Source organism: Flintibacter sp., from assembly GCF_046973065.1.
The window spans coordinates 14,663-39,768 of the sequence record NZ_JBKVXZ010000027.1 but is presented as its reverse complement, the minus strand read 5'-3'; the positions used below and the strand labels follow the sequence as shown (position 1 = coordinate 39,768).

The following is a 25,106-nucleotide window of genomic DNA, read 5'->3' as shown; positions in this document are numbered from 1 at the left end:
CGTCCCACTCTGGAAATTCCTGCGCCACCCCTTACATCAGGCGCAGCATCTCCTTCTTCAGCCGCTGGATGATCCGCTTCTCCAGCCGGGAGATGTAGGACTGAGAGATACCCATCCGGTCGGCCACCTCCTTCTGCGTCTGCTCATCCCCTCCTCCCAGGCCAAAGCGCAACGTGATGATGGTCCGCTCCCGCTCATCCAACTTCTCCAGGGCCTGACGTAGAAGCTGGCGGTCCACATCGGCCTCGATGGGCCGCATGACCAGGTCTCCGTCGGTGCCCAGGATATCGCTGAGCAGCAGCTCATTGCCGTCCCAGTCGGTGTTCAGCGGCTCATCAAAGGAGAGCTCCGTCTTCTGGCTGGAGGTCTTGCGCAGATACATGAGGATCTCATTTTCGATACACCGGGAGGCATAGGTGGCCAGTTTGATACTCCGGGCAGGCTGGTAGGTGCCCACCGCCTTAATGAGGCCAATGGTCCCGATGGAGATGAGGTCCTCAATGTTGATGCCCGTATTTTCAAACCGCCGGGCGATGTAGACCACCAGGCGCAGGTTGTGCTCAATGAGAGTCTGCCGCGCCCGCTGGTCTCCCTGCTGCAGGAGCTCCATCAGCTCCCCCTCCTCCTCCCGGCTCAGCGGGGTGGGGAGCGTGTCGCTGCCCCCGATGTACATCACTTTTCCCGGCGACCAAAGCCCCAACCGTTCCAGCAGGGCCAGAACCCGCGCTTTCCATCCGTTTTTCATATCCATCCATCCTTTCAGCATTCCCCCAGCAGGGCACCATAGCCGCCTCCGTCGGACACAGGGGTGGGAGATAAGGCCACCACCATGGCCCCCCGGTCCTCTCCGTCCACCACGGCCCGGTCCACCCGCACCGCAAGCAGCAGCCCCCGGTCCACCCCCACGGCGCGGTAGGGCAGCAGGCGGAAGTGGCCTCCCGCTCCGGTCAACCGCTCCAGCGCTCCAGCCGGGTCCCGCAGCTCCTGGACACTGGGGCGCTGTGAGACAGCAAACAGAGGCAGCAGCCGCTCTCCCTCGGCCACCATCACCCCTTGGCCGGTCACCGGGTCCGTGAGGGTATTGCCTGTGTCGGTCAGGGCAGTGAGCTCTACCGTCCGATCCTCCAGCTCCAGGCGCACCGCCTTCAATTCTCCCGTAAAGCTAGTATGCCTTACAGCCTTTTGGAGCAGCAGCGACAGCACCGCGTAGCACCCTGCTGCCGACAGCAGCACGATCTTCAGATCCATCCCCGAGTAGATAACTCCCCGGTTCAGGCTCAGCCCCTGGCCGCCCAGCATGGAGATGGCCAACACCCCTCCGGCAAAGGCGCAGGACAGGGCAAAAAAAATCAGCACCTGCCGCCCCAGCCGCCGGCTGCCCCAAAAGGCGGCCAGCACCATCAGCACCGCCGCCGCCAACCGGCAGGCCGGCCGCTCCAGAAACCCCAGCCCCGGCAGGAAGATGGCCACCGCATAGCCTCCCCCCAGCACTGCTCCCAGGGCAAAGCGCAGACGCTTCAAGGGTTCCCCTGCCAGCCGGGCGGCACACAGCAGCAGCAGGTAGTCCACCAGGGCGTTGAGCAGAAACAGGGTGTCTACATAGATCACGGTCATGGTCTCTTCCTCCTCCCCCTGCTTGTCAACACCGTCCATTATAGTGTCTCTCCCCAACGAAAGCCGTCACAACCCGGTGTCGCCCAGGGGAGAATTTTCGCCGCCCGTTGACAATATCGAGGGGCGATATTATAATATCATTAGACGATATCGAAACGCGATATTAGGAGGTGACGCCATGGGAGGCAAGAGCCGCGGCCCGCTCACCGAGCCTATGTTTTACGTGCTTATGGCCTTTCTCCACGGGGAGATGTGCGGCATCGACGTGGCCGCCTTTGTGGAAAAAAAGACCCGGGGACGAGTAAAGCTGGGACCGGGAACCTTGTACACCCTGCTGAATAAATTTCAGGATGAAACACTGATTGAAGAGATCGAAGTGGAGGGCCGCAAACGCACCTACCGCCTCACCGCCAAGGGCCGGGAGGCCTATGCGGAGGAGCTGGAGCGGCTGCGGGCCTGCCTGAGGGATGCGGAGGAGGAAGAGGGCCTGTGATTGGAACTCCGGTCCAACGGCAGTGGAACCTGAAAGGAGGGTTACCCATGGCGCGTAAGACACATCAGATCAAAAAATGGCTTCCCTGTCCCCTGTGGGATTTTGCCGGACTTCAGGACTGGCTCAACGAGCAGGCCCAGGCGGGCTATGCTCTGGAAAAGTGGCCGGGGTTCTGGTTCATCGGCAGGGTGATCTTCCGGAAGGACTCGTCGGCTGTCCACGCCCGCTACTGTCTGGACCCCATCCAGGAACATTTCGGCATCGCAAAACTGCGGGAACAGGAGGCCGGCTACCAGGAACTGGGGTGGCACTATGTGGACAAAATCCAGAATTATTACGCCATTTACCGCTGCGATGATCCCCAGGCTCCGGACCTCTACACCGATCTGGAGAGCCTGTCCTGGGCCATGAAAAAGCAGGTGCGGATAGCCTGTCTGCGTCTGTTGTTCTGGCTGGTGTGGGCTGCGGTGCTGTTTCAGGACGAGTGGCCCCGGCTGCTACATGAGCGGGAGGCCGTGGTCATGGAACTGATTCTCCACTCAGACGTGCTGATCCCCCTCTATGCTATCCTGTTGATTCTAATCCTCAACGCTCTGTTTCATGGGATCAACACCCTGCGGGGCGTGCGTCGGATTCGGGCCCGCCTGCGCCGGGGCGAGCAGCCCATTCCCCGCCCACGCCGCTACCCGGAGCCTCTCCACAACTTGGTGGACTGGTCTCTTTTAGGCGCTCTGGTTCTTTATCTGGGCTGTTTGGGTCTGTCGGGTACCATGCGCACGAAAACCCTCTCTGGACCGGAGGAATGGGCCTTCCCTCACGTTACCCTGGAGGAGGTCCTCCCTGCCGGGGCCACGTTCCAAGACTATGTTCACCAGGGGGTTCTCTCCTCCGACACCTTCGACCGCTCGTGGCTGGCCCCCGAGCAGTACGACGTGGCCCAGGGCGGTATGGTGCGGGTGGGAGATGCCGTCCAGCAGGAGACCCGGCTCTACCAGGAGTCGGTGCAGACCCTCTCCCCCACTCTGGCGCAGGGGATATACCGGGGCCGGGTGGCTTCCCAACACCGCTCTCTGGAGCTCTATCGTCTCAACTGGGAGAAAAACGCGCCCTACCTCCACCCCAGTCTTCCAAACGCCTATGGCGAGTTCCAGGAGGAAGCCCTGTCCTATCCTGGTCTGGACGGCCTGACCCGCTTTATTTCCCAGGTTTCCAACCAAACCGCCCCACATACGTTCTACATCGGCTGGGCAGACGATCGGGTGTTTGTGCTCCACTGCTCCGGCGCGGTGGACAGCAAGGCCGCTCTGGAGCTGCTGGTCCAGCGTCTGGCGGAGGATTGACTCTCTGCGAAACGGAGGAATTCTTATGAAATACATCCGCAAGCTGACTGCTGTACATTCCTACGACATTCCCGGCCTGGAGAGCTGGCTGGAGGAGCAGGCCGCCAAGGGACTATATCTCAAGCAATATGGCGCTCAGATCTGCACCTTTACCCGCGATACCCCACACACGGTCCGCTACCGTCTGGACTACTGCAATACCGACCGGGATCCTGACCCCGTCCCCGGTCTGCTCACTCTCTACCGCGAGATGGGGTGGGACTATGTGTGCCGCAGTGGGCCTCTGTTTCTTTTCTGTACCCGAGACCCCTACGCTCCGGAACCTCACACCGCCCCCCAGACCCACGCCCAACTTCTAAGACAGCTGGAGAGCCAAATCAAGCGCGGGTGCTCCTTTTTGGCTTGGATGCTGGTACTTTTCCTTTTCTTCTTTCTTTTGGGAATTCTGAATTATGGTTCTCCTCTTGTTGCTCTGGCCCAGGGCACGCTTGCCAACATCGGTCTTTTCCTTGGCCTCATCCAACTGATAAAGATGATTCCTGCCCTGTTGGATTGGCGGCGGGTACACCGCATGATCACCCATCTGGAGGCAGGCATTCCTCTGACCCCCATCCCCTCCGCCTCCCGCTGCCGCAGGGCAGTCAATGGGCTCGCTTTGGTTGCCACGCCTCTGATTTTGTGCGCTCTTCTGGCCTATTGGCTGCTTCCACACCCGCAAACCCGCTGGTCCCTGGGGACGGAAGGCCGTCCCGGAGACTTTGAGCCGGTCCTTCTTACCCAGTGGGAGGGAAAATCCTACCGCCCCGATCTTTTGGAAGTCGACGGTGTTACCATTCTCAATTCCTGTCAATGGGATATGACCCTCCTGTGCCCCACCCGGTGGGAGGTACGACAGAGTGGCAGCATCGTCAAAGACCAGATCTCGGTGCATATGACGCTCCACTGGTACCGTCCCCTCTTCCCAGCCCTGGACCGGCCTCTGGCTAGGGACCTGATGAACTACCTGACCACCCACGAGGAAAACACCCGGCAGGTAGACGAGGCGTCTCTTGGTCCGTGGACGGTGACGGAACATCAGGTGGAGGGGACGGACTATCTGGCCACTGCTTATAACCCCAACAGTGTCTATCAGTACGCTGTGGCTGCCGGAAACGGACGGACTGTGTCTCTGAGCTACCGGGGTCCTCAGGACCTGGAGGATCACCTGCCTGAGATCGCTGCCATGTTATCCTGACTGCTCCTTTCCCAATATAAAAAATGGCCGCAAAAGCGGCCATTTTTTATATCATACATTCTCTTGCACTTTAAACAAATCATCCCATTTTGTTCCCGTATGTCATTATTTTTCTGAATTATGCAACAAAATAGTTGACTTATAATTGCATATGATATATACTCTCCGCAGGTTAGCTAATGCTAACTAATTTTTCACTGGAGGAATGGTATGTATCTCTATATTCTGGTCTCCTTGGTATTGGCACTCATCTTTGCTTTTTCCTGTCATACCGCGATCCGACGGCATCCTGGTATATTTTATGGGATTGCCTTTTTCCTCGTACTGTCTGAGGTAATCTATTATCAATTCGGCATCCACGATATAGCGCCTCAATGGTTTACTGCCTACATCGTAAACCCCTTTAAACGCGGCGCCTTCTCAACTGTGCTGTTTATTATCGTCATGTACCTTGGTGCATTGGACAGCAAGCATCTCTTTGTCAGAAAACTGATGGGTATCCGTGGCCAGCTATCCATCCTTGCCTGCATCCTGACCCTGGGACACAACATCATCTATGGGAAAAAGCATTTTGTCAATCTGTTTACAAATCCCTGGGCGATGAAGCCTCAAACTCTGCTCGCCGCTGTTCTCTCAATTCTAATGATCTGCATCATGCTTCCCTTGATGATGACTTCTTTTCCATCTGTTCGCCGCAAAATGTCTGCCGGCAGTTGGAAAAGATTGCAGCGGCTGGCCTACCTGTTCTTTGCTCTGACGTATATTCATGTTATGGTACTGTTCATCCCCAATTGGGAGAAAAAAATCCCAGATATCATTGCCTACACTGTGATCTTTGGCACCTACCTAATCCTGCGTGTAGCAAAAGCAACAAAAAAGTCTTCTCGCACACTGGGATATGCTGGTTGTAACCCCATCTTCTAATCCAGCCCGATTCCCATATGCACAAGAAGGGCGCCCGCAGCAAAGCGGGCGCCCTTCTTCTCTTTTTTCCGTTGTATAAAACGGATTTCAGCTCCGGTTACTTCTCAGCAGTGCCACCCCCATGGTGGCCATCTCCTCCCGGGTTGGATTTGACTTGGGTCTGGCAATGGTAATCCCGCCCTGTCCATCCTCTACACCGTCTAAGATACCGGCCTGGATCGCCGTTTCGATGTAGGGCTTGGCCCAGTCGTCTGCCGGCTCCGCCGCCCGTCTTGCCTCCTGGGCGGCCAGTTCCTCCCGGACAATGGCCCGCACCTGCTCCTCTGTCATCTCATTCTCTCCCTTCATCGCCTGGACCACATCGGCCCGGAAGGTATCCATATTCTTGCCGAACTTAGGAAACCAGTGCATCACATCGGCGTGATTGCTGGCCACTCCCCGCGCGTACCCCTCGCTGTGGCAGATCACCACTCCATCTGCTGCTGGGTCCAGACCGTACTGTCTGCACAGGTCTGCCGTCAGCTCCACTGCCGTCTGATACACCTTGCCAAAGTAGTCGGCGTCCTCCAGACCGTCTTCGCAGAGTTCAAAGGAGATATGTGTGTCATTAGCGCTGCCCCGGCTACCCCTGCCGCAGTGCCAGCCCCGCATGTTCCAAGGCAGGGTTTGCACCACCCCTACACTGCCGTCAGCCATTTTTCCGAGAAAGGCATGGACGCAGGCCCCAGTGCCCGACCTATCCCAGTGATTGCCGCCGGTGTTCCAACCGATCTCCTCACTGCCGGGAACATACCGGCTCAGGCGGGGATTGTTCGCTCCGGTGGAGTGTACCATTACTCCAACCGGAACGATAGTCTGTCCGGCCCGGTAGCAGTCATTCCGGGTCAAGATCTGTTGATACCACTTCACGCCCTCTTCTCCCCGCTTTTCAGCCACCCAGCCTGCTCCACCATCTGCACCAATTTGTCATAGCCGTACATGGCTGCAAAGGCCACCAGGAAGCACAGGCCAATTAAACCAGCGATCATCCACCCCGTAATGGAAAACCCATAGTAGGACCACAGGGCAAAGCCGGTGCTCGCCGTAACCACTGCTGCAGTGAGAAACGCCAGCAAATTTGTGGGAATACGATCATACAGCAGGCCCTTGAGCACCTGCACGATGACATTGGTCATCAAAGTCAAACCCAGTACCGCCGTGAGCAGTACAGGCAGATAATCCATCAGTTCAGACATTTCACTCCTCCTCTCCCACCGGCCTGTCCGGCCGCTTTTTGTATTTACGCCACGTTTTGAACCGATCTCTCAGCACATCCCTCATCCTTTCACTCCCTTGAGGTCCCGGATGTCGTGCTGCACCTCGGTCATCTGGCCTTCCAGCTTGTAGGTGCGCTCCACTACATTGTTGTGCTCGGCCACCTTCTTTTCCAGCTGCTCAATGCGGTAGTTGGTTAGCCGGTTGGACACCAGAATACCCCCAAAGGTGCCTGCCAATGTGCCCACCAGAGACATACCCGCTACCGCAAGGCTGGTCAGGTCCATTAGAGGGCCACCTCCTGCACGTCCTCCGTGCTCCCCAGATCCTCCCAGGAGTCAGGCAGCTGAGAGGGAGGATAGACGGTGCTGTCCTTTTTGCAGCGCCATACATGCTCCTGCTCCACGCAGCACTCCCCCTCCTGCCACATCCCCCGGGACCCCTGAGGTGCGGTGTAAGGTTTGGCCTTGACGGGATCGGTGGTGTGGCATACATCCCACATACTCACCGCCTGGTCAGGGGACCAGTCAGGCTGCTCTGTGGCGTCGTGCTGCTGCCACAGTTTGTACACCTGTCCCTGCCATTTGTAGGGAGTCCCCACAGAGACGGAAGAATAGTCCCGCTGCCGCCAGGTGGGGACCATCTCCTCATGGTCGATCAGTTCCGTACCATCGGCGCTCCCCTCCACCGCCTTGGCCGCCAGGGCGGCCGCCTCAGCCGCGCCTCTCGCTTTCAGTTCCTCCTGGGCCATGGTCACGATATCAGCCATTGCTTTCCACTCCTTCCTCATACGCTGCCTCCAGCGCCTGGATGGTCTCCTGCTGGCTCTGGATAGTGGCCTCTTTGCTCTCCAACTCCTGGGCCTGCTGGGAAATGGTGGCCTCCTTCTCAGCCACAGCGCTCTCCAGCTCGCTCACCTGGGCCTCGTAGCCTGCCACGTCTCCCAGGTACTGCTGGGCCACCTGGAGCTCCACCGTGTAGCTGCGGGTCGCTGCGCTGTATCGAATGTCCGCTACCTCAAAGCCATAGCCCACAGGCAGGATACACTCCCCCTGGATCTCAGGCTTGTCCCAGGAGATGGCCTCGATGTCCTCCAGGGAGGCAAACTCCCGCTCGAACACTGCCAGGTACTTGCCGTTGCCGCTCCCCCGCATGACGATGCCGCAGGTTATACCGCCGATTTGAAGTTTGGTGCCATAAAGACTCATCGTATTTGCTCCTTTCTGCACATAGGTTCAACCTGGGTGGGCAGAGCAGCTTTGGTGTATCTTTCCGTGCTCCTTGTACGCAAATTTTTTGTGTATCTCCCTCCTCCATTCCTTCTGCACAGAAACCGTGTATAATATTTTGTATAGCTTCTTTCTTTAATTCAGGCATAAAAAAAGACACGACCGAAGTCGTGTCTTTGCATGGGGCACAAGTTCAGCAGCAGCCCCGTACGTCCTGATACTCCACCGATTTGGGAGCCGGACAGTGGTTGGGCGGGAAGAACTCGCCCACCGGGAACTGGACCTTCCGGAACAGCTCGCAGGGGTCCTCCTGACGGCAGTCGCAGCCGCAGTCACAGTCCTTCTCGGGCATGCAGTAGTCGTAAGCGGGCATGAGCAGCTGGGTATCCCGCTCCAAACGGATGATGGAGAACTGACCCAGGGTGACAAACAGGCGGTGCACATCGCCGCCGGTGACCAGCTCCTCGGGGAAGCAGGCGCACACAGCAGGGGGAATCTCGCAGCAGTTGTCGTGATGATGGCACTGGCATACCTCCACCAGCTTCATTCCCAGGATGATGGGGTCCACCGACTCCACCACAGCGGTGGGAGCAGTGGTGGCGGGCAGGCCCTGGATATCGCTGCCGCAGTTCTTCCCGGTGGAGGTAAACACCTTGGCGCTTCCTTCGCTGCCAAAGAGAATCACCCGCTTGTCAAACACGGCCAGACCGGTGATCTCCACCGGCCGGGCGGCTCCCACAAAGGCATCGGCGGTAATGCGGTAGAAGTACCGCACATCCACGGTGTAGAATCCCCGGTTGAAGGTGACCGGCTCCACATCGATGTACGCGTACAGCAGCTCGGCGCAGCCAGCCTTTACCGACACTGCCCGGTCGATGACCTCCTGGCAGCCCCGGGTGGGGTAGACCCGCAGGTCCTCGATACAATCCTTATCTTTGCAGGAATCAAAAATTTTCTTCGTGTGTATGCACACGGCCTCCCGAATGCGGCGCTCGTCGCTCACGGGACCGGGCACGACCTTTTCAGGCATATGGAATCCCTCCTAAGCTCTGGATGGCCCCGGCAAGGCCCTGGCAGGCCGCGCCGGGTACACCTCATACTATGACCGGAAAATTTTTTGGTGCGGCCCAAACCACCGGAAAAGAGCCCTTGTCCTTGGCTGCGTTTTTGGGTATAATACTTTTGTATGAGCCTTTGGAAGGAGGAGGACCCCATGTCCCGGACCGGATTTATTCAAAATGAAATGGATTTGAAGCTATTGGTGCTGTACATTATGGACCGCGCCGTGGCTCCCATCACCTTTTTGCAGCTGCTGGATCTGGCCCTGTGCGATGCGGGGGTAGACTACTTCTCCCTCACAGAGGCAGTCAATCACCTCACAGAGACGGAGCATCTCTCTCTGAACGGAGAGCTCTACTCCATCACCGAAAAGGGTAGGCGCAACATCGAGATCTGCCAGAGCAGCTTGCCCTACTCCGTGCGTCTGCGGTGCGATGAAAATCTGGTCAAGCTCAACGACGCCCTCATGCGCCAGGCCCAGGTGCAGACCGGTCTGCAGCCCAACGAGGACGGGACCTGTACCGTCCGGCTCTATCTGGCCGACGAGGCTGGTCCTCTCATGGAGCTCAAGCTCATCTCCCCCTCTCTAGCCCAGGGGCAAACGCTCACCAGTAAGTTCCAGCAGTCCCCCGAGGCCATCTACCACGAGATCATGGCTCTGCTGGTACGCCATTCCCAGGAAGAATCTGATTCATCTTCGGAACAAGAAGCGTAAAAACAGCCGCAAGCAGCTTGCTTGCGGCTGTTTTTGTTTCAAATCATAGAGCGCTTTTCAACAGAGCTATGTCATTTCAGTGCAGAGACATAATCTGTCATCCTTTCTTGATCTTGAAGCTGCAATTCCAGACGATAGACCGGCTGATAAAAGCCCTTTGTATCCGCTTTCCACTCCAACACGCAGGAAAGGACCGTGACTTGAGGTACCTGGTAATACTCCAGTATTTCCCCGTAGAAGCTATGGCCGTCGTACAGCTCCTGTACGGCTTGCGCAGGCCTTAAAATGGATTCCTCCCTGCACGGCAAAAGCGTGACAATACGGTAATCGATTTGGTCCAGCTCTGTTTTTCCGTCTTGGTAGTGCAGATCACACTGCAATGTACCGTACCATTGCTTTTCTGCTCCGGGAACCAATTCCACTTCTGCACTCGCTGTAAAAAACTCATTTTTGTCTGGAGATTGGATGGTAAATTGTATATTCTCGGGAACTTCTATCCTCAACTGATACAGAGCGTCCAATACATCCTCTGACCGGATTTCTTCAGGGTGTACATCAAATACTGGGGTGGTCTTCCTGCCAAGATTATACTCCCAGGTGCCGTCCAATCGATTCACAAAAAGGAAGTCTCCGCTGGAGTGGTTGCCAAACCAAATGGTATCATCATAGTAATAGATATCTTCGACGGAAAATCCTGCTTTTTGAGCAAACTGAGTCCCAAATTGCTCACATGCCGCCTGGTCCAACCGTCCCACCTTATATACCCAGGCTGTGACTGGCTCCTCCTGCGGGGTAAATTCCAATTCCCATCGCACATTCTTCAGGTTTGCCGTAACCACAGGCGCATCCTGCAAATTACCATACGGTTTTACTGCATAGCCCACAAAAATCCCCGCAAGCACCAGAATCAAAGCCATTGGTATGGATAGATAGGCAAGGGTTTGGACTTTCCATCCATTTTTCCGCTCCAGCACGCTCAAAATCAGCATGACAATGCTCCATCCCACCATTGTCCCCAGGGTATTGGTAAACAAATCGTCTACATCAAACATTCCCCTTGCGGTAGCCAGCTGCACCAACTCAATGGCAAGGGAGGATCCAAATCCCGCCAGCAGGACGGCATACCATTTTCGAAACACCCGGGCCAGCAGCGGAAGCAAAGTGCCCAACGGAACAAACAGCGCGATATTCAGCAGCACATTGAGCCACGCGCGCAGGGCAAACTGGTTCCAGGCCTCTCTCCATGCCAGAAAAAAATGAAAATTCCACTGCCGAGCCCCAGGCTCACCTCGAAACAACGTAACAAACAAGGTCAGTCCAAGCCAGCTGATCAGCAGCAACAGGGCAATCGCCCGCCGCCACGGAAAGCGGCATCCCTTTTCCCTCGAAATCCCCCATCCAGCCGCTAAAACCAGCACACAAAGTAAAACTGCCGGTACAACAAAGCAGATCCCTCGCTGAAGTAAGTAGAGAATATACTGAATGAAATCGTTCATGGCGGACCTTCTCTCTCTGCGTCCTCAATGATATTCCGGGATATTACCATCATAGCATGAAATAGTCCTCTTTTTTCTTAACTTCTTCTTAATTCCGTATGCCTCCTCATTCATGCATATTGAAACGATGAAACGGTCCCCGGCTTCATTGGCCGGGGACCGTTTTTTACAACAAAACTGCCAGACGTTCCAGCGCCTGGGGCAACCGCTCCAGATCGGCGCCGGGGTAGTTGACCACAAGCCAGTGCTCCTCTCCTCCTCCGTAATCGGTAAGGAAGGACAGGCGGATGCCCGCCTCCTGAGCCAGCCGGGCCAGCTCCCGGTCGCTGCGCCGGGTATCCAGCCCCACCAGGAAGTGAAGCCCCGCATCCTCTCCCCGCACCGCATAGCGGCCCTTCAAGGGACTTTCTTCCAGGGCAGAGAGCACCCGGTCCCGCCGCCCCCGGTAAAAGACCCGCATCCGGTTGACGTGGGTCTCAAACCCGCCGCCGGAGAGAAAACGGGCTAAGGTGTACTGCTCCATGGCAGGAACGGTACAGGAATAGAAGCCCAGTCTGCGGTGGTAGTCCTCCAGCAGGGCTGGGGGAAGCACCATGTAACTGATACGCAGCGAGGGAGCCAGGGTGCGGGAAAAGGTGTTCATATAGATGACCCGCCCGCTCCGGTCGATACTCTGAAGAGTAGGGATCGGACGGCCTGTAAAGCGGAACTCACTGTCGTAATCGTCCTCGATGATGTACCGTCCCTCCCCCTTTTGTGCCCAGCGCAGCAGGCTCTGCCGCCGGGCAATGGGGGTGACCACTCCGCTGGGGAACTGGTGGGAGGGGGACAGATGGATCACCTGGGCTCCGCTGTCCTCCACGCTCTCCACCCGCACCCCCTGCTCGTCCATGGCCAGAGGGACACACTTGGCTCCATTGAGGGCATATACCTTGCCCGCCTTGGGATAGCCGGGCTGCTCCAGGCCAAAGACCTTGTCCCGTCCCAGGAGCTGCACAATCAGGTTGTAGAGATACTCAGTACCAGCTCCTACCACCACCTGCTCCGGGGACACGTCAATGCCCCGGAACTGACGCAGATAGCCCACAATGGCCTGGCGCAGCTCGGGCACTCCGCTGTGGGGGGATACTTTCAGCAGCCGCTCCCCCTCATCCGAGATGACCCGGCGGAGAAGACGTGCCCATACCGCAAAGGGAAACCCTTCGGTACCCGAACCGCCGCTGCGCAGATCCAGCAGCCACTCCCCCTCCGGCTCCTCCGGCAAGGGCATGGTCCGGGCAGGGGGCGGACGTGCCCCTGTCTCCAGAGCACTGACGAAGTAGCCGCTCTTCTCTCGGGTGTACAGGTAGCCCTCCGCCACCAGCTGGGCATAGGCGTTTTCTACTGTAACTACCGACACCTCCAGGTTCCGGGCCAGAGCCCGCTTGGAGGGCAGCTTCTCCCCCGGCTTGAGCACCCCCGCCCAGATATCCTCCTTGATGCGGCGGCTGAGATAGTCGTACAGAGGCAGATCTCCCCGCTCCTCCAGGGAATAGGTCAGCATGCTCCTCTCTCCTTCCGTGTCATCATAGGACGACCTCGTCATATTCCGCCTGGTCTCCAGGCAGGCGGCTCCCGGTCTGCTCCCGCACCCAGGCGATAAATTCCCGCACCAGGCGGGAGGAGGGTCCCTCCCGGTTCCACACCAGCACATATTCCACCCGCCGGGCGGGCTGGGTGATCACCTTCACCCGCACCAGGGCGCTGGGGGTCTGGGCGGTCTGGGGAAAGATGCTGATGCCCACTCCCTGCTCCGTCAGCGCCACCGCGTCCACATAGTTGGACATGGTACACAGAAGATCGGGTTCCGCACCAATCTCCTGAAACCACCGGCGGATAGCCTGCACCCGGGACCCTCGGGAGGGAACAATCAGAGGCTGTCCTACCAGACGCTCCAGGGGGATGGTGTCCCCTGGCTCCTGGGCCAGGGCGCTCTCCAAGGGCAGAATCGCGGCCCACGGCTCCTCTCCCACCTGAAAGCCCTCCAGACGCTCCGTGTCGTAGGGGGCAGCCACAATGGCCAGATCGGCCAGGCCCTGGCGCAGACGGTCCAGCACATCGTCGCTGCTGCCGTTCCACAGGTTATAGTGTACCAGAGGGCAGCGTTTCCGAAAGCCGGCAATCCAACCGGCGGCCAGATAGGGGGCCTGCCCCTCCACCATTCCCAGATACAACGTACCTGACACCTGGTTTCTCCGCTCCCGCAGCTCCTGAGCAGTCTTTTCCGTCAACTCCAGAATCTGCTTGGCCCGGCGCAGCAGCAGGGCGCCGTCATCGGTGAGTTCCAGGCGGCGCTTGCCCCGCACAAACAACTGTACACCCAGTTCCTCCTCCAGACAGCGGATCTGGTGGCTGAGAGGCGGCTGACTCATATTCAGTTTTTCCGCCGCCCGGGTGATATTCCGTTCCTGGGCAACCACGGTAAAATACCGCAGCGTACGAAGATCCATGGTCTCTCCCCCTTTGGGAGTTATCATATCAAAAAAATATGGTAAGCACAATATGATATGTATTTTATTTTTATTTCGGGATGTGGTATTCTTAGCTTGTCTCCGGGAGTACCCCGGATGTTTTGTGCGTTTCCCCACACCCCTTCCAACGCGGGGCAGTTCCATCCATCCCTGTCCGGCGTTCGTGTGGTTTCTTTCCCTCAATGGGTCTTATGGCTATCACGCCAACTCCTCTCAAGTAAACTGGGAGCAGGTTTTACCTGCTCCCAGTTTGCTTTTATTGTCCCGCTTTGTTCTGAATTCCTTTCGGAGTGACCATGATACGCAGGTGGGAGCCCTCTCCGCACTTGCCTTTCTCATCAAAGACCTCCAGGTCAAACCACATTTTCCGCCGCTCGATGCTCCGCAGTCGGGCGGTAGCGCTTACCTTCATCCCCACAGGGGTGGGCACCAGATGGCGGCAGTGGATCTCCGCCCCCACGGTGGTCATTCCTTCGTCCAGATAGGCCTTGGCCAGCTCCAGCGCGGCCCCCTCCATCAGGGCCACCATATTGGGGGTAGACAGGATCTTGGATCCGGCGCTGCCGATGCGCTTGGCGGTCATCTCGTCGGTGACCTCCCAGGTCAGGGTGTATTCGGTGGGCTTTTCCATATTATACTTCCTCCTTTGTCGCTTCGCTCTCCCCGGCACTCCCGGCCCGCAGGGCCTTCAGGGAGTCCCACTGAGAGAGGACCAAGCCTGCCAGGGTCAGGGCCGTGCCCACCCCGGACAGGACGTTTACCGTCTCATGCAAGATCAGCACCGAGCAGATCACGGTGATCACCGGCACCAGATAAATATATACCATGGTTTTCACCGGTCCCAAGGTCTTGATGGCGTAGTTCCAGGTGACAAAGCACATGGCGCAGGCCCCCAGCCCCAGATAGAGGAGCATAGCGGCATAGCTTCCGTTGGCCAGTCGCCCCAAGTCCCATCGGAAGGGCAGGAAGGCAGAGGCCGGGATCATAAATAAAATTCCATAAAAGAAAATGCGCCGGGTCGTCAGAATCACATTCCAGCCAAAGCTGCCGATCTTCTTGGTGAGCAGGGAGTACACCGCCCACACCATGGCGGCGATCACCGCCAGCAGGTCACCCCGCAGGTCCAGAGACATCTGGCTGCCGTTGAAGCTGATGAGGCAGATGCCGCCCATAGACAGCAGAAAACCGCCCAGGAAATTCCACTTGGGCCGGTCCGCTCCCCGGCTCAGAACCAGGGAGAACAGGGCGGCAAACAGAGGCGAGGCAGATACGATCACGCCTACGTTGGAGGCGGTGCTGAAAGTCAGTGCAATGTTCTCCAGCAGGTAGTACAGGCACACACCCGTCAGTCCCGCCGCGGCAAACAGCCCCTCCTTCTTCCAGTCCCCCACCTTAAGCCGCCGGGGACAAGCCACCGCCAGGGCCACATAGCCCAGCACAAAACGGAAAATCAAGATCTCCAGCGGGGTAAACGCCTCCAACAGCACTTTAGTAGCAATAAACGTCGTCCCCCAGTTGACCACCGTAAACAGGGCCGCCAGATGGCCAAAGGAAAGCTTTGATTCCATGTCCCTTCTCCTCTCTCTCAGCGCGCTTTCCCTGTCAGTGTACCATGCCGGACCGTCTATGTAAAGGCGGCCCGGCCTTTTCTTTTGTCATAGACGTGTATTTTTTCTTTCCCCTTCCACTTATTTTTGTAATATGGTACAATATGGCCGGATACTCCCCCATTTCCTTGAACCATTTCTTTCTGGAGAGGATGTTTCTTATGCGCACGCAGGTAAAGGCCGACCTGATGCTGGTCCTGGTGACCTTTTTCTGGGGAATTTCCTATCTGCTCACCGACCTGGCGCTGGGAGAACTGGGGCCGTTCACCCTCAACGCCCTGCGCTTTCTCATCGCCTTTGCTGCCGCCGGGCTTTTGTTTTTCCGGCGGCTGCGCTCGCCCAGCCGCGCCACCTTGAAGCTGAGCCTGTGTACCGGGGCGGCTCTGCTAAGCATCTACTCCTTTAACACCTTCGGGGTAAAGTACACTAGCCTCACAAACGCTGGGTTTCTCTGCGCCATGACGGTGGTCTTTACCCCCCTTCTGGACTACCTCTTCTTCCGCACCCGCCCGTCCCGGAAGCTGTTTGTGGTATTGGTCATGTCGGTGACAGGCATCGCTCTGCTCACCCTGTCCAGCGCTCTGCGCCCCGCCCTGGGTGATATCCTATGTATTTTATGCGCCGTCTCCAACGCCGCCTACCTGTTGATCACCGAGCGGGGCGTGGCAGGCCAGGAGATCAACGCCTTCCAACTGGGCATTTACCAGCAGCTCTTTGCCGGTCTGGGCATGCTGATCCTGTCTCTGATCTTTGAGACCCCCGCCCTCCCCCGCAGCCCGGCGGTGTGGGGCAGCGTGCTGATCCTTGCCCTTTTCTGCACCGGAGCGGCCTTTCTCATCCAGGCTGTCGCCCTCCAGTATACCACTGCCTCCCACGTGGGGGTCATCTTCTGTCTGGAGCCGGTATTCAATTCCATTCTGGCCTTCTTTGTCGCCCACGAGGTGCTGACGCCCCAGGCCTATTTCGGCGGACTGCTGCTGCTTGCCAGCCTGCTGGTCATGGAGACAGATCTCTCACTTCTTTTCCGCCGCCGGAAAAAATAGCAAAAGAGGCACAGGCAAAACGCCTGTGCCTCTTTTTTCAAAGGGATTAACCCTTGCTCTTGATGTACTCGTCGATGGACTTGGCAGCATGCTTGCCAGCGCCCATGGCCAGGATGACGGTGGCCGCGCCGGTAGCAGCGTCGCCACCGGCATACACACCCTCCAGGCTGGTCTTGCCGCTCTCGTCGGCAGCCACACAGCCCTTGCGGGTCTTCTCCAGGCCCTCGGTGCCCTTGGTGCTCATGGGGTTGGGGCTGGTGCCCAGAGCCATGATGACCGCGTCGGCCTCTACCTTGAACTCGCTGCCCTCCACGGGAACGGGACGGCGGCGGCCAGAGGCGTCAGGCTCGCCCAGCTCCATGCGGATGCAGGTCAGAGACTGGACATGACCCTTCTCATCGCCCTCGATGGACACGGGGTTGGTGAGCAGATCGAAGATGATGCCCTCCTCCTTGGCGTGATGGACCTCCTCGGCACGGGCGGGGAGCTCGGCCTCAGAACGGCGGTAGATGATGTGGACCTCGGCGCCCAGGCGCTTAGCGCACCGGGCAGCGTCCATGGCCACGTTGCCGCCGCCCACCACGGCCACCTTCTGGTTGTGGAGGATAGGAGTGGGGCTGCCCTCCTTGTAGGCCTTCATCAGGTTGATGCGGGTGAGGTACTCGTTGGCGGAGTACACGCCCACCAGGCCCTCGCCGGGGATCTTCATAAACATGGGCAGGCCGGCGCCGGAGGCGATGAACACCGCCTCATAGCCCCGCTCAAAGATCTCAGGGATGGTGAGGATCTTGCCGATGACCATGTTCAGCTCAATGTCCACGCCCATCTTCACCAGGTTGTCCACCTCACGGGCCACGATGGCCTTGGGCAGACGGAACTCGGGGATGCCGTAGGTCAGCACGCCGCCGGCGGTGTGGAAAGCCTCGAACACGGTGACGGAGTAACCCATACGGGCCAGCTCACCGGCGCAGGTCAGACCGGCAGGACCGGAACCGATGACGGCCACCTTGTGACCGTTCTTGGGAGCGGTAGCCACATTGGCGATGCCCTGCTCGGCAGCCCAGTCGGCCACAAAGCGCTCCACGCGGCCGATGGCCACGGGCTCGCCCTTCACGCCGCGGACGCACTTGCCCTCGCACTGGTTCTCCTGGGGGCAGACGCGGCCGGAGATGGCGGGCAGCGCGTTGGCGTTGGAGAGGATCTCATAGGCAGCAGCGAAGTCCTCCTCCGCCACCTTAGCCAGGAAATCAGGGATGGGGATGCCCACGGGGCAGCCGGAGACACAGGCGGGGTTCTTGCAGTGGATGCACCGCTTGGCCTCGTTGACGGCCTGCTCGGCGGTGTAGCCCTGAGCCACCTCCAGGAAGTTGTGGTTACGTACCTGGGGCTCCTGCTCGGGCATGGGGGTCTTGTTCATCTGCATATTAGCCATTGAGGGCACCTCCTCCCAGACGGCAGAGGTGGGCCTCTTTCGCCTTGGACTCAAAATCACGATAGGTGGCGTTGCGGGCGATAACCTCGTCAAAGTCCACCTGATGGCCGTCGAAGTCGGGGCCGTCCACGCAGGCAAACTTCACCTCGCCGCCCACAGTCAGCCGGCAGCCGCCGCACATGCCGGTGCCGTCGATCATGATGGGGTTCATGCTGACGGTGGTGGGGATGTTGTACTTCTCGGTGAGCTTGCAGGCAAACTTCATCATCATCAGAGGACCGATAGCGAACACGTGGTCAAACTTCACGCCGCTGTTGATGAGCTCCTCCAGCTTCCCGGTGACAAAACCGTGGTAGCCGTAGGTGCCGTCGTCAGTGCAGATGTGCAGGTCGGTGCAGGCCTTGCCCATCTCCTCCTCCAGGATGACGATATCCTTGGTCTTGAAGCCGCCGATCAGGTCTACCTGATTGCCGGCCTCGTGCAGGGCCTTGGCCACCGGCAGCGCAATGGCACAACCCAGGCCGCCGCCCAGGACCGCCACGCGACCGTATCCTTCCACATGGGTCGGCTCACCCAGAGGGCCCACAAAGTCGTGCAGGCAATCGCCCTCATTGAGTTGATCCAGAGCCAACGTAGTGGCGCCTACCTTCTGGTAGATCACGGTGACCAGGTCATCCGCCGCGCTGGAGATGGTCAGAGGGATACGCTCCCCCTCCCCATCCACACGGAGGATGATGAACTGACCGGCCTTTGCCTTGGCAGCGATCAGCGGTGCGTAGACGGAGATCTGGCTGATCTCCGGCGTGAGCACCTTCTTCTTTGCGATCTCATACTGTTTCACTGTTTTTCCTCCTCGAACCGCACTTCGGTCCTCCGGCTTGCGTCAGAGCGCCTCCCTGCGTTTCTTATATGTATACGCGGCCCAGCCGCGCAGGGACAACAACATCAGGAAAGGGATCTTCCCTTACAGGAATCGCCGGCGGCGGTAGCCTCCGCCCCGTCTTCTCCGGCCCCGGCGAATGAGGGTCCGCACCAGGAAGACGACCAAAACCACCAGCAGGATAAGAACCAGCACCAGTCCTATGGAAAACAGGCTGGGGTTCTTCACCAGCTCGATGGGGTTCCAGCTGGTGCTGATGGTCTTGCAGCTGCCCACCTCATAGTGGGAGGGGACCCCGTCGGTGCCAAAGTTCTGGAGATAGGCCGCCAGGGCGTACCACTCTTTGATCTCATTGCCGTTTTTATCCCGGAGGATCCGGGTGGAGAAGTCAGTAATGGGCTGTCCGTTCTCGTCCTTGGGGACGATGGACAGGATACCGAAGGATTTGTCCTTCACGGTGCCCAGCATCTGGGCGGAGTACATCCCGGAAACCACCCGATAGAGCTTGTCGTTTTCCAGCTTGGACAGGCTCTGGGACCCGAAATTGACGGCGTAAGCCGGCTCCTCCAGCTGAGCACCGGTCACCCGGTTGAAAATCAGCCGGTGGGTATTAAAGGAATACTGAGCGCCGGACATGTAGAGCTGGGTGCCCGTCATGATGGGGGACACCGAGGCGTCCACCTCCATCACCGCTTTCAGCTCCTTGCCGGTGAGGTAACAGGATACCAGGGGATAGCCGGACTTTCCGTCCTCTCCCACGCCCATGGACAGTACGTCAAAGGCCTGGGAGGTGGTAATATTCCCCTTGTAGAGAGAGGCCCGCAGCACCCCGTCGGCCACCACCGCCACCGTCTCCACATCGGGGGCGTCTTCCACCAGTGTGGTGGAGGCCCAGTGGTAGGCATCGGCCACCAGGTTTCCAAGGGCGTTATCCACCCGGTCCTTGTTCTGGGGCTTGGGCAGGTCGTAGTCGCTGGTGGTGAGCACTTGGTCGTAGCTCAGGCCATAAGAGGCAAGATAGCTGGAGCTGACCTGATTTTTCCATCCCTCCACCAAGGTGGCGATGGTCTGGTCCTCCGCTACTGTCTCATCAATGGGTGTCAAGTGATAATCCTTTAGGGTCTTCTCCCCGTCCTCAGTCCACTCCAGAGTGATGGAGCCCAGGTTCTCACAGTAAGGCCCGGCAGAGACGATATAGGTATCCCCTTCTACGATGGGCTCGGTGAGGGTAGTGTGGGTGTGGCCGGAGATAATGAGGTCGATGCCGTCCACCTTTTTGGCCAGCTGCTGATCCTCCGACTTGCTCTCCTTAACGTTAGTGCCGCCGTGGGACAGGCAGATAATAAACTGGGCGCCCTGCTCCTCCAGAGCCTTCACACACCGCTTGGCAGCCTCAATGGGGTTCTCCAGGGTAAAACCGGGGGTGGGGGCGCAGTCATCGGAGTCGGTGCCCATCAGACCGAAAATGCCGTAGGTGATACCGCCCCGTTCCAGGAGCATATAGTCCTTCACCCCGTAGGCCGACATCGCCCGCTGGATATCCAGCTGGTCGGGGTTATCATCGGAGAGCTTGTAGTTTGCCATGAGCAAAGCAGGCACCGTATCCCCGCTGGTGCGGGCGGCGGTAAGCATCCGGGCAAAACCCAGTCCCTCGTGGTCAAACTCGTGGTTTCCGGCGGTGGTGGCGTCATAGCCTAGGGCTCCCATGGTACGCAGCTCCGGCGCTTTTGAGGTGTACAGAGTCTGGATCAGGGAACCAATGGAGAAGTCACCGCCATCCAGCGTCAAAGCGTCGGGATGCTGGGCGCGCTCCTGCCGGAGCACGGTAGCCAGCCGGGCATAGCCCCCCGACTCTCCGCCGTCGGCAGCCGTTTGGGGCAGAAAATGGGAGTGGAGGTCGTGGGTAAAGAGCACTGTGGTCTCATGGCTCTCCCCTTCCCCCACAGCCAGGACGGCGCAGGGCAGGGCAGCACACAAGAGCAGCAGCACCAGTATTATAGCCGCAGCAGCCCGCAATCTCTTCACAGCAGCGCCTCCTTTACACTTCCATATGAGCTTCATCGCTCCCTATTCTGCCACAAAATCCCCAAATAAGCAAGAGCGGAATCCATTGATTCCCTCTCTGGATTCCGCTCGTTTCTGTTTATTTTTATTTTTTAAGGTAATTTCAACGGATCAGGTCAAATTGTACCGGCTGTTCAAACAATTGCCGCACCTGTCCGCTCTCCCGGGTCTGTCCCAACGCCCACATCAGCTTGGCGGTGGCCGCCTCCAGGGTCATGTTATAGGCCTCCATCAGCTGATATTTCTCTTTTACTTGATAGCCCACCTGATAGACCTCCATATCGCTGCCCTCGTAGGGCACCTGGGTCATCATGACGATGGTCTTGCCCGCCTCCAGCCAGGACTCCATGGCCCGGGCCAGAGGCCCCGACGCGCCGCCGGGCAGACCGCCCACGCCGAAGCTCTGCAAAATCACCGCCTCATACCGGTCCCGCAGGGCCTCCAGCGCATCGGCCCCCATGCCGGGGATCAGGGTCAGCAGCAACACCCGCTCCTCCATCTCATGATAGAAGACCGGCCTGGGCCGGTACTCCAACTCGGCCAGATAGCGGATGAGCTTCCCATCCCGAATGACAGCTAGCTCGGGATAATCCACGCTGGAAAACGCATTAAAACTCTTGGTGCGCTCCTTCCGGGCACGGGTGCCCAGAATTACCTTGCCGTCAAAGACCAGACTCACCCCGTGGGAACCCTCCGCCGCGGCGTAGAGGAAGCTGTTGTACAGGTTGAGCCGGGCGTCGGTGTTCTCCAGACAGATGGACTTCTGAGAACCAGTGATGACGATGGGTTTTTCCGAATACTGGATGAGGTAGGACAGGGCGGCGGCGGTGTATGCCATGGTATCGGTACCGTGGGTGATCACAAAGCCGTCGTACTGGTCATAGTACTCCTCCACCGCCCGGGCCATCTCCTGCCAGTGGCGGGGAGTAATGTTAGTGCTGTCCAGGTTCATCAGCTGGATGGCCTCCACCTGGCACAGCTGGCCGATGGCAGGCACATAGCTCAAAATTTCCTGGGAAGTAATGGCGGGGGTCAGTCCCTGCCCGCTGTCCTTGGAGGCGATGGTGCCTCCGGTGGCCAGCATAAGGATCTTCTTCATGGACAATTAACCCTCCAGGAAGGTCTCCACCTCCCGGCGGGCAGAGAAATTAGCGGTGAGCTTCTGGGCCAGCAGAGAGCTGTTAAAGCCCAAAGCTCCGGTGGGACAGGCGGAGACACAGGACATGCAGCTGATGCACTTATCGTCCGCCCACATAAGGGTCTTCAGGTCCATGGCCTCGGTGGGGCAGGCCTTGGCGCAGATGGCGCAGCCCAGGCAGGTGTCCCAGTCCCGGTCCTTCTTCACCGGCACAGCGGGCTTGGGCGGAGGATTGGGGTTGCCGGGCACGGCGGCTTCCGCCCAGTTCTCTTCCGCCAGCTTCTCCTTCACACCCTGGACAAACTGCTCCAGAACGGTGGTGTCCTTCTCGTCCGGGCGACCCTCCCCCAAGGTAGGGGCAAAAATGTGGGGGGTGATGACCGCCGCAGCTCCGGCGCACCGGAAGCCCTGCTCCCCCAGGATGCGCTTAACCTGGGCCAGAGTCTCGTCATAGTGGCGGTTGCCGTAGGTGGCCAGAATGACGCAAGGGGTGTTCTCCCCCTTCAGGCCGTCCAGCAGTCCGGGCACCGCAGGCATCTGTCCGGCGTACACTGGCACCGCCAGCACCAGCAGCTCGTCCTTGCTGAAGTTCCGCTGCGCCCGGGTCCGGCCTCCCAGATTCACATACTCTTTTGCATCAAACAGGCCGCCTACCAGCTCACAGGCCCGCTTCGTTCCTCCCGAAGGACTGAAATAAGCACCAATCGCATTCATATGTTCTTCCCCTTTCGTTTAAAAAGAGGGCCGCGCGGCCCTCTTGATGGTTTATAGACACTGGAGGTATTTCCCGTACAGGGTCATGCTCAGCTCGTCGCCGATGGCGTGGACGTGATCCTGGTTGATCCACCCCTCCTGGAGTCCCAGCTCTTCCAGACAGCCCACATACCGGCCCGTCTCGTCCTGGATCTCCTTGATGGTCCGCCCGGCATCCAGCAGACTGTCCGCGGTGCCCGCGTCCAGCCAGGTGAAGTCCTTTTCCAGAGGCACCACCTGGAGCTGACCCCGATGAAGGTACTCCAGATTCACATCGGTGATCTCCAGCTCGCCCCGGGCGGAGGGCTTCAGATTCCCGGCGATCTCCATGACCTGGTTATCATAGAAGTACAAACCGGGAATGACATAATTGGACTTGGGATGGCGGGGCTTCTCCTCAATGGAAATGGCCTTGCCGTCCTTGTCAAACTCCACCACGCCGAAGGGATGGGGGTCTTCCACCCAGTAACCGAACACGGTAGCTCCCTTCTCATTGGCGGCAGCCTGCTTCAGGGTGTCGCCCAGGTTGGGCGCGTAGAAGATATTGTCTCCCAGCACCAGACACACCCGGTCCTCCCCCACAAATTCCCGGCCGATCAGCAGGGCGTCGGCAATGCCTCGGGCTACCGGCTGCTCGGCGTAGGTGATCTTCAGACCATACTGCTCGCCGTCTCCCAGCAGAGCCCGGAAGGTATCCGTCTCATCCGGGGGAACGATGACCATAATGTCTGAAATTCCCGCCTGCATCAAAATGGCAATGGGATAGTAGATCATGGGCTTGTCATACACAGGCAGCAGCGGCTTGCACACCGGCTTGGTCATAGGGTAGAGTCGGGTGCCCTTTCCGGCAGCCAATACGATTCCTTTCACAGCATCCTCCTGTTAACCGTCAGACCCGAACCGGGTCCATCACTTGTTCTATTCCAAGCCAGTGTACCATGTTTCCAGGGGCTTTTCAAGTAGAGCGCTCTTAAATCTTGTTTAAAATGACGCAAGGTTCTTCTTAAGGGTCGGGATCCCTGGTCAGTTTGCCCCATAAGACAAACGGGGCAGCGGGAAGTTCTCCCGCCGCCCCTGGCCGTGATTTATTTCTGATTTTCCTGCCACCGGGTATACCACAGCTCCCGGACCTGCTCCTGGCCCCGAGTAAACCACTCCACGTTGTTCTGCTCCCCCGGCGAAATGTCGGTACAGCTGCTCAGTATGCCGCTTCCCCCTCCGGAGCCGTCCGGGACAGTAACGCCTTCGTACCAACCGTAGTCCTCCGGGGTCCCGCCCACGATCACATAATAGAGGTTCCCCTCCCCGTCCCACCAGGTATCCACATAGGGCGTTTTCTCATCCACCTGATCGGTGACGTCCACCCGTTGGCCACGGGCCACCACCCACAGGCGGTCCTCTTCCAAGGAGACCACCAAAGGCTTTCCATTCTCATCATAGCCGTCTGAAGGATGGGCCTCCACATAGTGCTCTTCTCCGCTGTCGCCGATGGTGATCTGGCCGCCGCCTACCAGCTGAAAGATCCGCTCTCCGTATACCTCTGCGCAGCTCCAGCCCACCAGCCCCAGGCACACAGTAAGCGCCGCTGCTACCAACAGCACCCGCCGCTTCTGCACACGTCTCCGGCCCACCCGGGCGCGCACCAGTTCTTTGACTCGCTCCCGGTCCACAAGCCCTTCTCTGGGCTGCAATTCCTCGTCCACATACCCGTTCATCAGTTCGGAAATCTTAATCTTCTTCAAAGATATATCCCTCCCGTTCCAGCTGCCGTTTCAGCTTTTCCCGGCCCCGGCGCAGCCGGGTCTTGGCGGTGGAGCAGTTCATTCCCATCTCCTCCGCCGCCTTTTCTACGGTCTGACCATAGTAGTAGTGGCGGACAAACAGCTCCCGGTCCGATGGCTCTAACGTCTCCAAGGCTGCCCGCACCAGCTGTGCCGCCTCACGGGTCTCCAGCTCCCGCTGAGGGCTGTCCTGGGCCAATACCAGAACGTCCTCCTCCAGAGGCAGCAGCTCCCGCCGGTCCCGCAGCCGATTCAGCGCCCGGTTCCGGGCTACCGTTGCCAGCCAGCTCTTTACCTTTCCCGGCTGCAGCTTCTTTCGTTCCCGCCAGGCACACAGAAAGACGTCCGCCGTCAGTTCCTCCCACTCCTGGGGACAGCCCGGTATCATCCGGGCGGCGATGGCGGCGACATAAGGGGTGTAGCGCTCGATCAGAGCCTCCAGTCCCGCCGGGTCGCCCCGGTGCAGCCTCTTTAATACTTCCTGTTCGTCGATGTTCTCCGCCTCCTCTCTGTTTTGACGCGTCTACCCTATAAACACAA

At 58.6% G+C, this 25,106-nt stretch carries 27 protein-coding genes; 6 read left to right on the top strand and 21 right to left on the bottom strand.

Going from position 1 to position 25,106, the window contains the following annotated elements; genetic code table 11:
* Positions 1 to 31: 31 nt before the first annotated feature.
* On the bottom strand, positions 32 to 751 hold the full coding sequence (gene sigE / locus ACLTXB_RS10780; RefSeq protein ID WP_428226989.1) for an RNA polymerase sporulation sigma factor SigE: 720 nt from the start codon (positions 749 to 751) through the stop codon (positions 32 to 34).
* 8 nt (positions 752 to 759) lie between these two features.
* Positions 760 to 1,653, bottom strand: a complete 894-nt coding sequence (locus tag ACLTXB_RS10775) for a sigma-E processing peptidase SpoIIGA (protein WP_428226982.1) — start codon at positions 1,651 to 1,653, stop codon at positions 760 to 762.
* A gap of 139 nt (positions 1,654 to 1,792) precedes the next feature.
* Between ACLTXB_RS10775 and ACLTXB_RS10770 the strand changes: the two genes are divergently transcribed.
* The 4 genes from ACLTXB_RS10770 (at position 1,793) to ACLTXB_RS10755 (ending at position 5,605) form a co-directional block, all read left to right on the top strand.
* Positions 1,793 to 2,107: a PadR family transcriptional regulator gene (locus tag ACLTXB_RS10770; protein ID WP_428226981.1), complete on the top strand. Its 315-nt coding sequence runs from the start codon at positions 1,793 to 1,795 to the stop codon at positions 2,105 to 2,107.
* Positions 2,108 to 2,154: 47 nt separating this feature from the next.
* Positions 2,155 to 3,447, top strand: a complete 1,293-nt coding sequence (locus ACLTXB_RS10765) for a DUF2812 domain-containing protein (RefSeq protein WP_428226980.1) — start codon at positions 2,155 to 2,157, stop codon at positions 3,445 to 3,447.
* Positions 3,448 to 3,472: 25 nt separating this feature from the next.
* A complete protein-coding gene (locus tag ACLTXB_RS10760; RefSeq protein WP_428226979.1) occupies positions 3,473 to 4,681 on the top strand; it encodes a DUF2812 domain-containing protein in 1,209 nt (402 codons plus the stop codon).
* Positions 4,682 to 4,891: 210 nt separating this feature from the next.
* The gene (locus ACLTXB_RS10755) at positions 4,892 to 5,605 is read left to right on the top strand and encodes a hypothetical protein (RefSeq protein WP_428226978.1); all 714 of its coding nucleotides are present in this window, start codon (positions 4,892 to 4,894) and stop codon (positions 5,603 to 5,605) included.
* Positions 5,606 to 5,692: 87 nt separating this feature from the next.
* Here the strand turns inward: ACLTXB_RS10755 and ACLTXB_RS10750 are convergent, their stop codons facing one another.
* The 6 genes from ACLTXB_RS10750 to ACLTXB_RS10725 form a co-directional block, all read right to left on the bottom strand.
* Entirely contained in the window at positions 5,693 to 6,514 is an 822-nt protein-coding gene (locus tag ACLTXB_RS10750; RefSeq protein ID WP_428226988.1) for an N-acetylmuramoyl-L-alanine amidase, read from the bottom strand.
* Positions 6,511 to 6,840: a hypothetical protein gene (locus ACLTXB_RS10745; protein ID WP_428226977.1), complete on the bottom strand. Its 330-nt coding sequence runs from the start codon at positions 6,838 to 6,840 to the stop codon at positions 6,511 to 6,513. Before ACLTXB_RS10745 ends, ACLTXB_RS10750 begins: the two co-directional genes overlap by 4 nt.
* 81 nt (positions 6,841 to 6,921) lie before the next feature.
* Positions 6,922 to 7,146 carry a hypothetical protein gene (locus ACLTXB_RS10740; protein WP_008980991.1) on the bottom strand — a complete coding sequence of 75 codons (225 nt, stop codon included), beginning with the start codon at positions 7,144 to 7,146 and terminating at the stop codon, positions 6,922 to 6,924.
* Positions 7,146 to 7,628, bottom strand: coding sequence for a hypothetical protein (locus ACLTXB_RS10735; protein ID WP_428226976.1), 483 nt, complete (start codon positions 7,626 to 7,628; stop codon positions 7,146 to 7,148). Before ACLTXB_RS10735 ends, ACLTXB_RS10740 begins: the two co-directional genes overlap by 1 nt.
* Complete coding sequence (locus tag ACLTXB_RS10730) at positions 7,621 to 8,067, bottom strand: hypothetical protein (RefSeq protein ID WP_428226975.1); 447 nt, start codon at positions 8,065 to 8,067, stop codon at positions 7,621 to 7,623. Before ACLTXB_RS10730 ends, ACLTXB_RS10735 begins: the two co-directional genes overlap by 8 nt.
* 214 nt (positions 8,068 to 8,281) lie before the next feature.
* The gene (locus ACLTXB_RS10725; RefSeq protein WP_008980994.1) at positions 8,282 to 9,118 is read right to left on the bottom strand and encodes a hypothetical protein; all 837 of its coding nucleotides are present in this window, start codon (positions 9,116 to 9,118) and stop codon (positions 8,282 to 8,284) included.
* 183 nt (positions 9,119 to 9,301) lie between these two features.
* Here ACLTXB_RS10725 and ACLTXB_RS10720 point away from each other — a divergent pair, with 183 nt between their 5' ends.
* On the top strand, positions 9,302 to 9,862 hold the full coding sequence (locus tag ACLTXB_RS10720) for a DUF4364 family protein (RefSeq protein ID WP_008980996.1): 561 nt from the start codon (positions 9,302 to 9,304) through the stop codon (positions 9,860 to 9,862).
* Positions 9,863 to 9,933: 71 nt separating this feature from the next.
* Here the strand turns inward: ACLTXB_RS10720 and ACLTXB_RS10715 are convergent, their stop codons facing one another.
* The 5 genes from ACLTXB_RS10715 to ACLTXB_RS10695 form a co-directional block, all read right to left on the bottom strand.
* Positions 9,934 to 11,358, bottom strand: coding sequence for a VanZ family protein (locus ACLTXB_RS10715; RefSeq protein WP_428226974.1), 1,425 nt, complete (start codon positions 11,356 to 11,358; stop codon positions 9,934 to 9,936).
* A 166-nt stretch (positions 11,359 to 11,524) separates the two neighbouring features.
* Positions 11,525 to 12,901: a PLP-dependent aminotransferase family protein gene (locus ACLTXB_RS10710; RefSeq protein ID WP_428226973.1), complete on the bottom strand. Its 1,377-nt coding sequence runs from the start codon at positions 12,899 to 12,901 to the stop codon at positions 11,525 to 11,527.
* A 22-nt stretch (positions 12,902 to 12,923) separates the two neighbouring features.
* Positions 12,924 to 13,847, bottom strand: coding sequence for a LysR family transcriptional regulator (locus tag ACLTXB_RS10705; RefSeq protein WP_162598958.1), 924 nt, complete (start codon positions 13,845 to 13,847; stop codon positions 12,924 to 12,926).
* Between the two features lie 277 nt (positions 13,848 to 14,124).
* Positions 14,125 to 14,499 (bottom strand): thioesterase family protein, encoded by a 375-nt coding sequence (locus tag ACLTXB_RS10700; RefSeq protein ID WP_428226972.1) that lies wholly within the window; start codon positions 14,497 to 14,499, stop codon positions 14,125 to 14,127.
* 1 nt (position 14,500) lies between these two features.
* On the bottom strand, positions 14,501 to 15,436 hold the full coding sequence (locus tag ACLTXB_RS10695; protein ID WP_008981001.1) for a DMT family transporter: 936 nt from the start codon (positions 15,434 to 15,436) through the stop codon (positions 14,501 to 14,503).
* A 200-nt stretch (positions 15,437 to 15,636) separates the two neighbouring features.
* Between ACLTXB_RS10695 and ACLTXB_RS10690 the strand changes: the two genes are divergently transcribed.
* Entirely contained in the window at positions 15,637 to 16,518 is an 882-nt protein-coding gene (locus ACLTXB_RS10690; RefSeq protein WP_428226971.1) for a DMT family transporter, read from the top strand.
* A 46-nt stretch (positions 16,519 to 16,564) separates the two neighbouring features.
* On the opposite strand, the gene gltA is transcribed toward ACLTXB_RS10690, so the two are convergent.
* From gltA to ACLTXB_RS10650, 8 genes are all read right to left on the bottom strand, one after another.
* Positions 16,565 to 17,950, bottom strand: coding sequence for an NADPH-dependent glutamate synthase (gene gltA, locus ACLTXB_RS10685; protein ID WP_302667298.1), 1,386 nt, complete (start codon positions 17,948 to 17,950; stop codon positions 16,565 to 16,567).
* A complete protein-coding gene (locus ACLTXB_RS10680; protein WP_040649014.1) occupies positions 17,943 to 18,791 on the bottom strand; it encodes a sulfide/dihydroorotate dehydrogenase-like FAD/NAD-binding protein in 849 nt (282 codons plus the stop codon). The genes gltA and ACLTXB_RS10680 overlap by 8 nt, the downstream gene beginning before the upstream one ends.
* Positions 18,792 to 18,914: 123 nt before the next feature.
* Positions 18,915 to 20,855 (bottom strand): bifunctional metallophosphatase/5'-nucleotidase, encoded by a 1,941-nt coding sequence (locus tag ACLTXB_RS10675; protein ID WP_428226970.1) that lies wholly within the window; start codon positions 20,853 to 20,855, stop codon positions 18,915 to 18,917.
* A gap of 142 nt (positions 20,856 to 20,997) precedes the next feature.
* Positions 20,998 to 21,993 (bottom strand): asparaginase, encoded by a 996-nt coding sequence (locus tag ACLTXB_RS10670; RefSeq protein WP_428226969.1) that lies wholly within the window; start codon positions 21,991 to 21,993, stop codon positions 20,998 to 21,000.
* A gap of 6 nt (positions 21,994 to 21,999) precedes the next feature.
* Complete coding sequence (locus ACLTXB_RS10665; RefSeq protein WP_008981005.1) at positions 22,000 to 22,746, bottom strand: EFR1 family ferrodoxin; 747 nt, start codon at positions 22,744 to 22,746, stop codon at positions 22,000 to 22,002.
* Positions 22,747 to 22,797: 51 nt separating this feature from the next.
* Positions 22,798 to 23,655, bottom strand: a complete 858-nt coding sequence (gene rfbA, locus ACLTXB_RS10660; protein ID WP_428226968.1) for a glucose-1-phosphate thymidylyltransferase RfbA — start codon at positions 23,653 to 23,655, stop codon at positions 22,798 to 22,800.
* A 215-nt stretch (positions 23,656 to 23,870) separates the two neighbouring features.
* Positions 23,871 to 24,527, bottom strand: a complete 657-nt coding sequence (locus ACLTXB_RS10655; RefSeq protein ID WP_008981008.1) for a hypothetical protein — start codon at positions 24,525 to 24,527, stop codon at positions 23,871 to 23,873.
* Entirely contained in the window at positions 24,514 to 24,996 is a 483-nt protein-coding gene (locus ACLTXB_RS10650; protein ID WP_428226987.1) for an RNA polymerase sigma factor, read from the bottom strand. The genes ACLTXB_RS10655 and ACLTXB_RS10650 overlap by 14 nt, the downstream gene beginning before the upstream one ends.
* Positions 24,997 to 25,106: the final 110 nt, after the last annotated feature.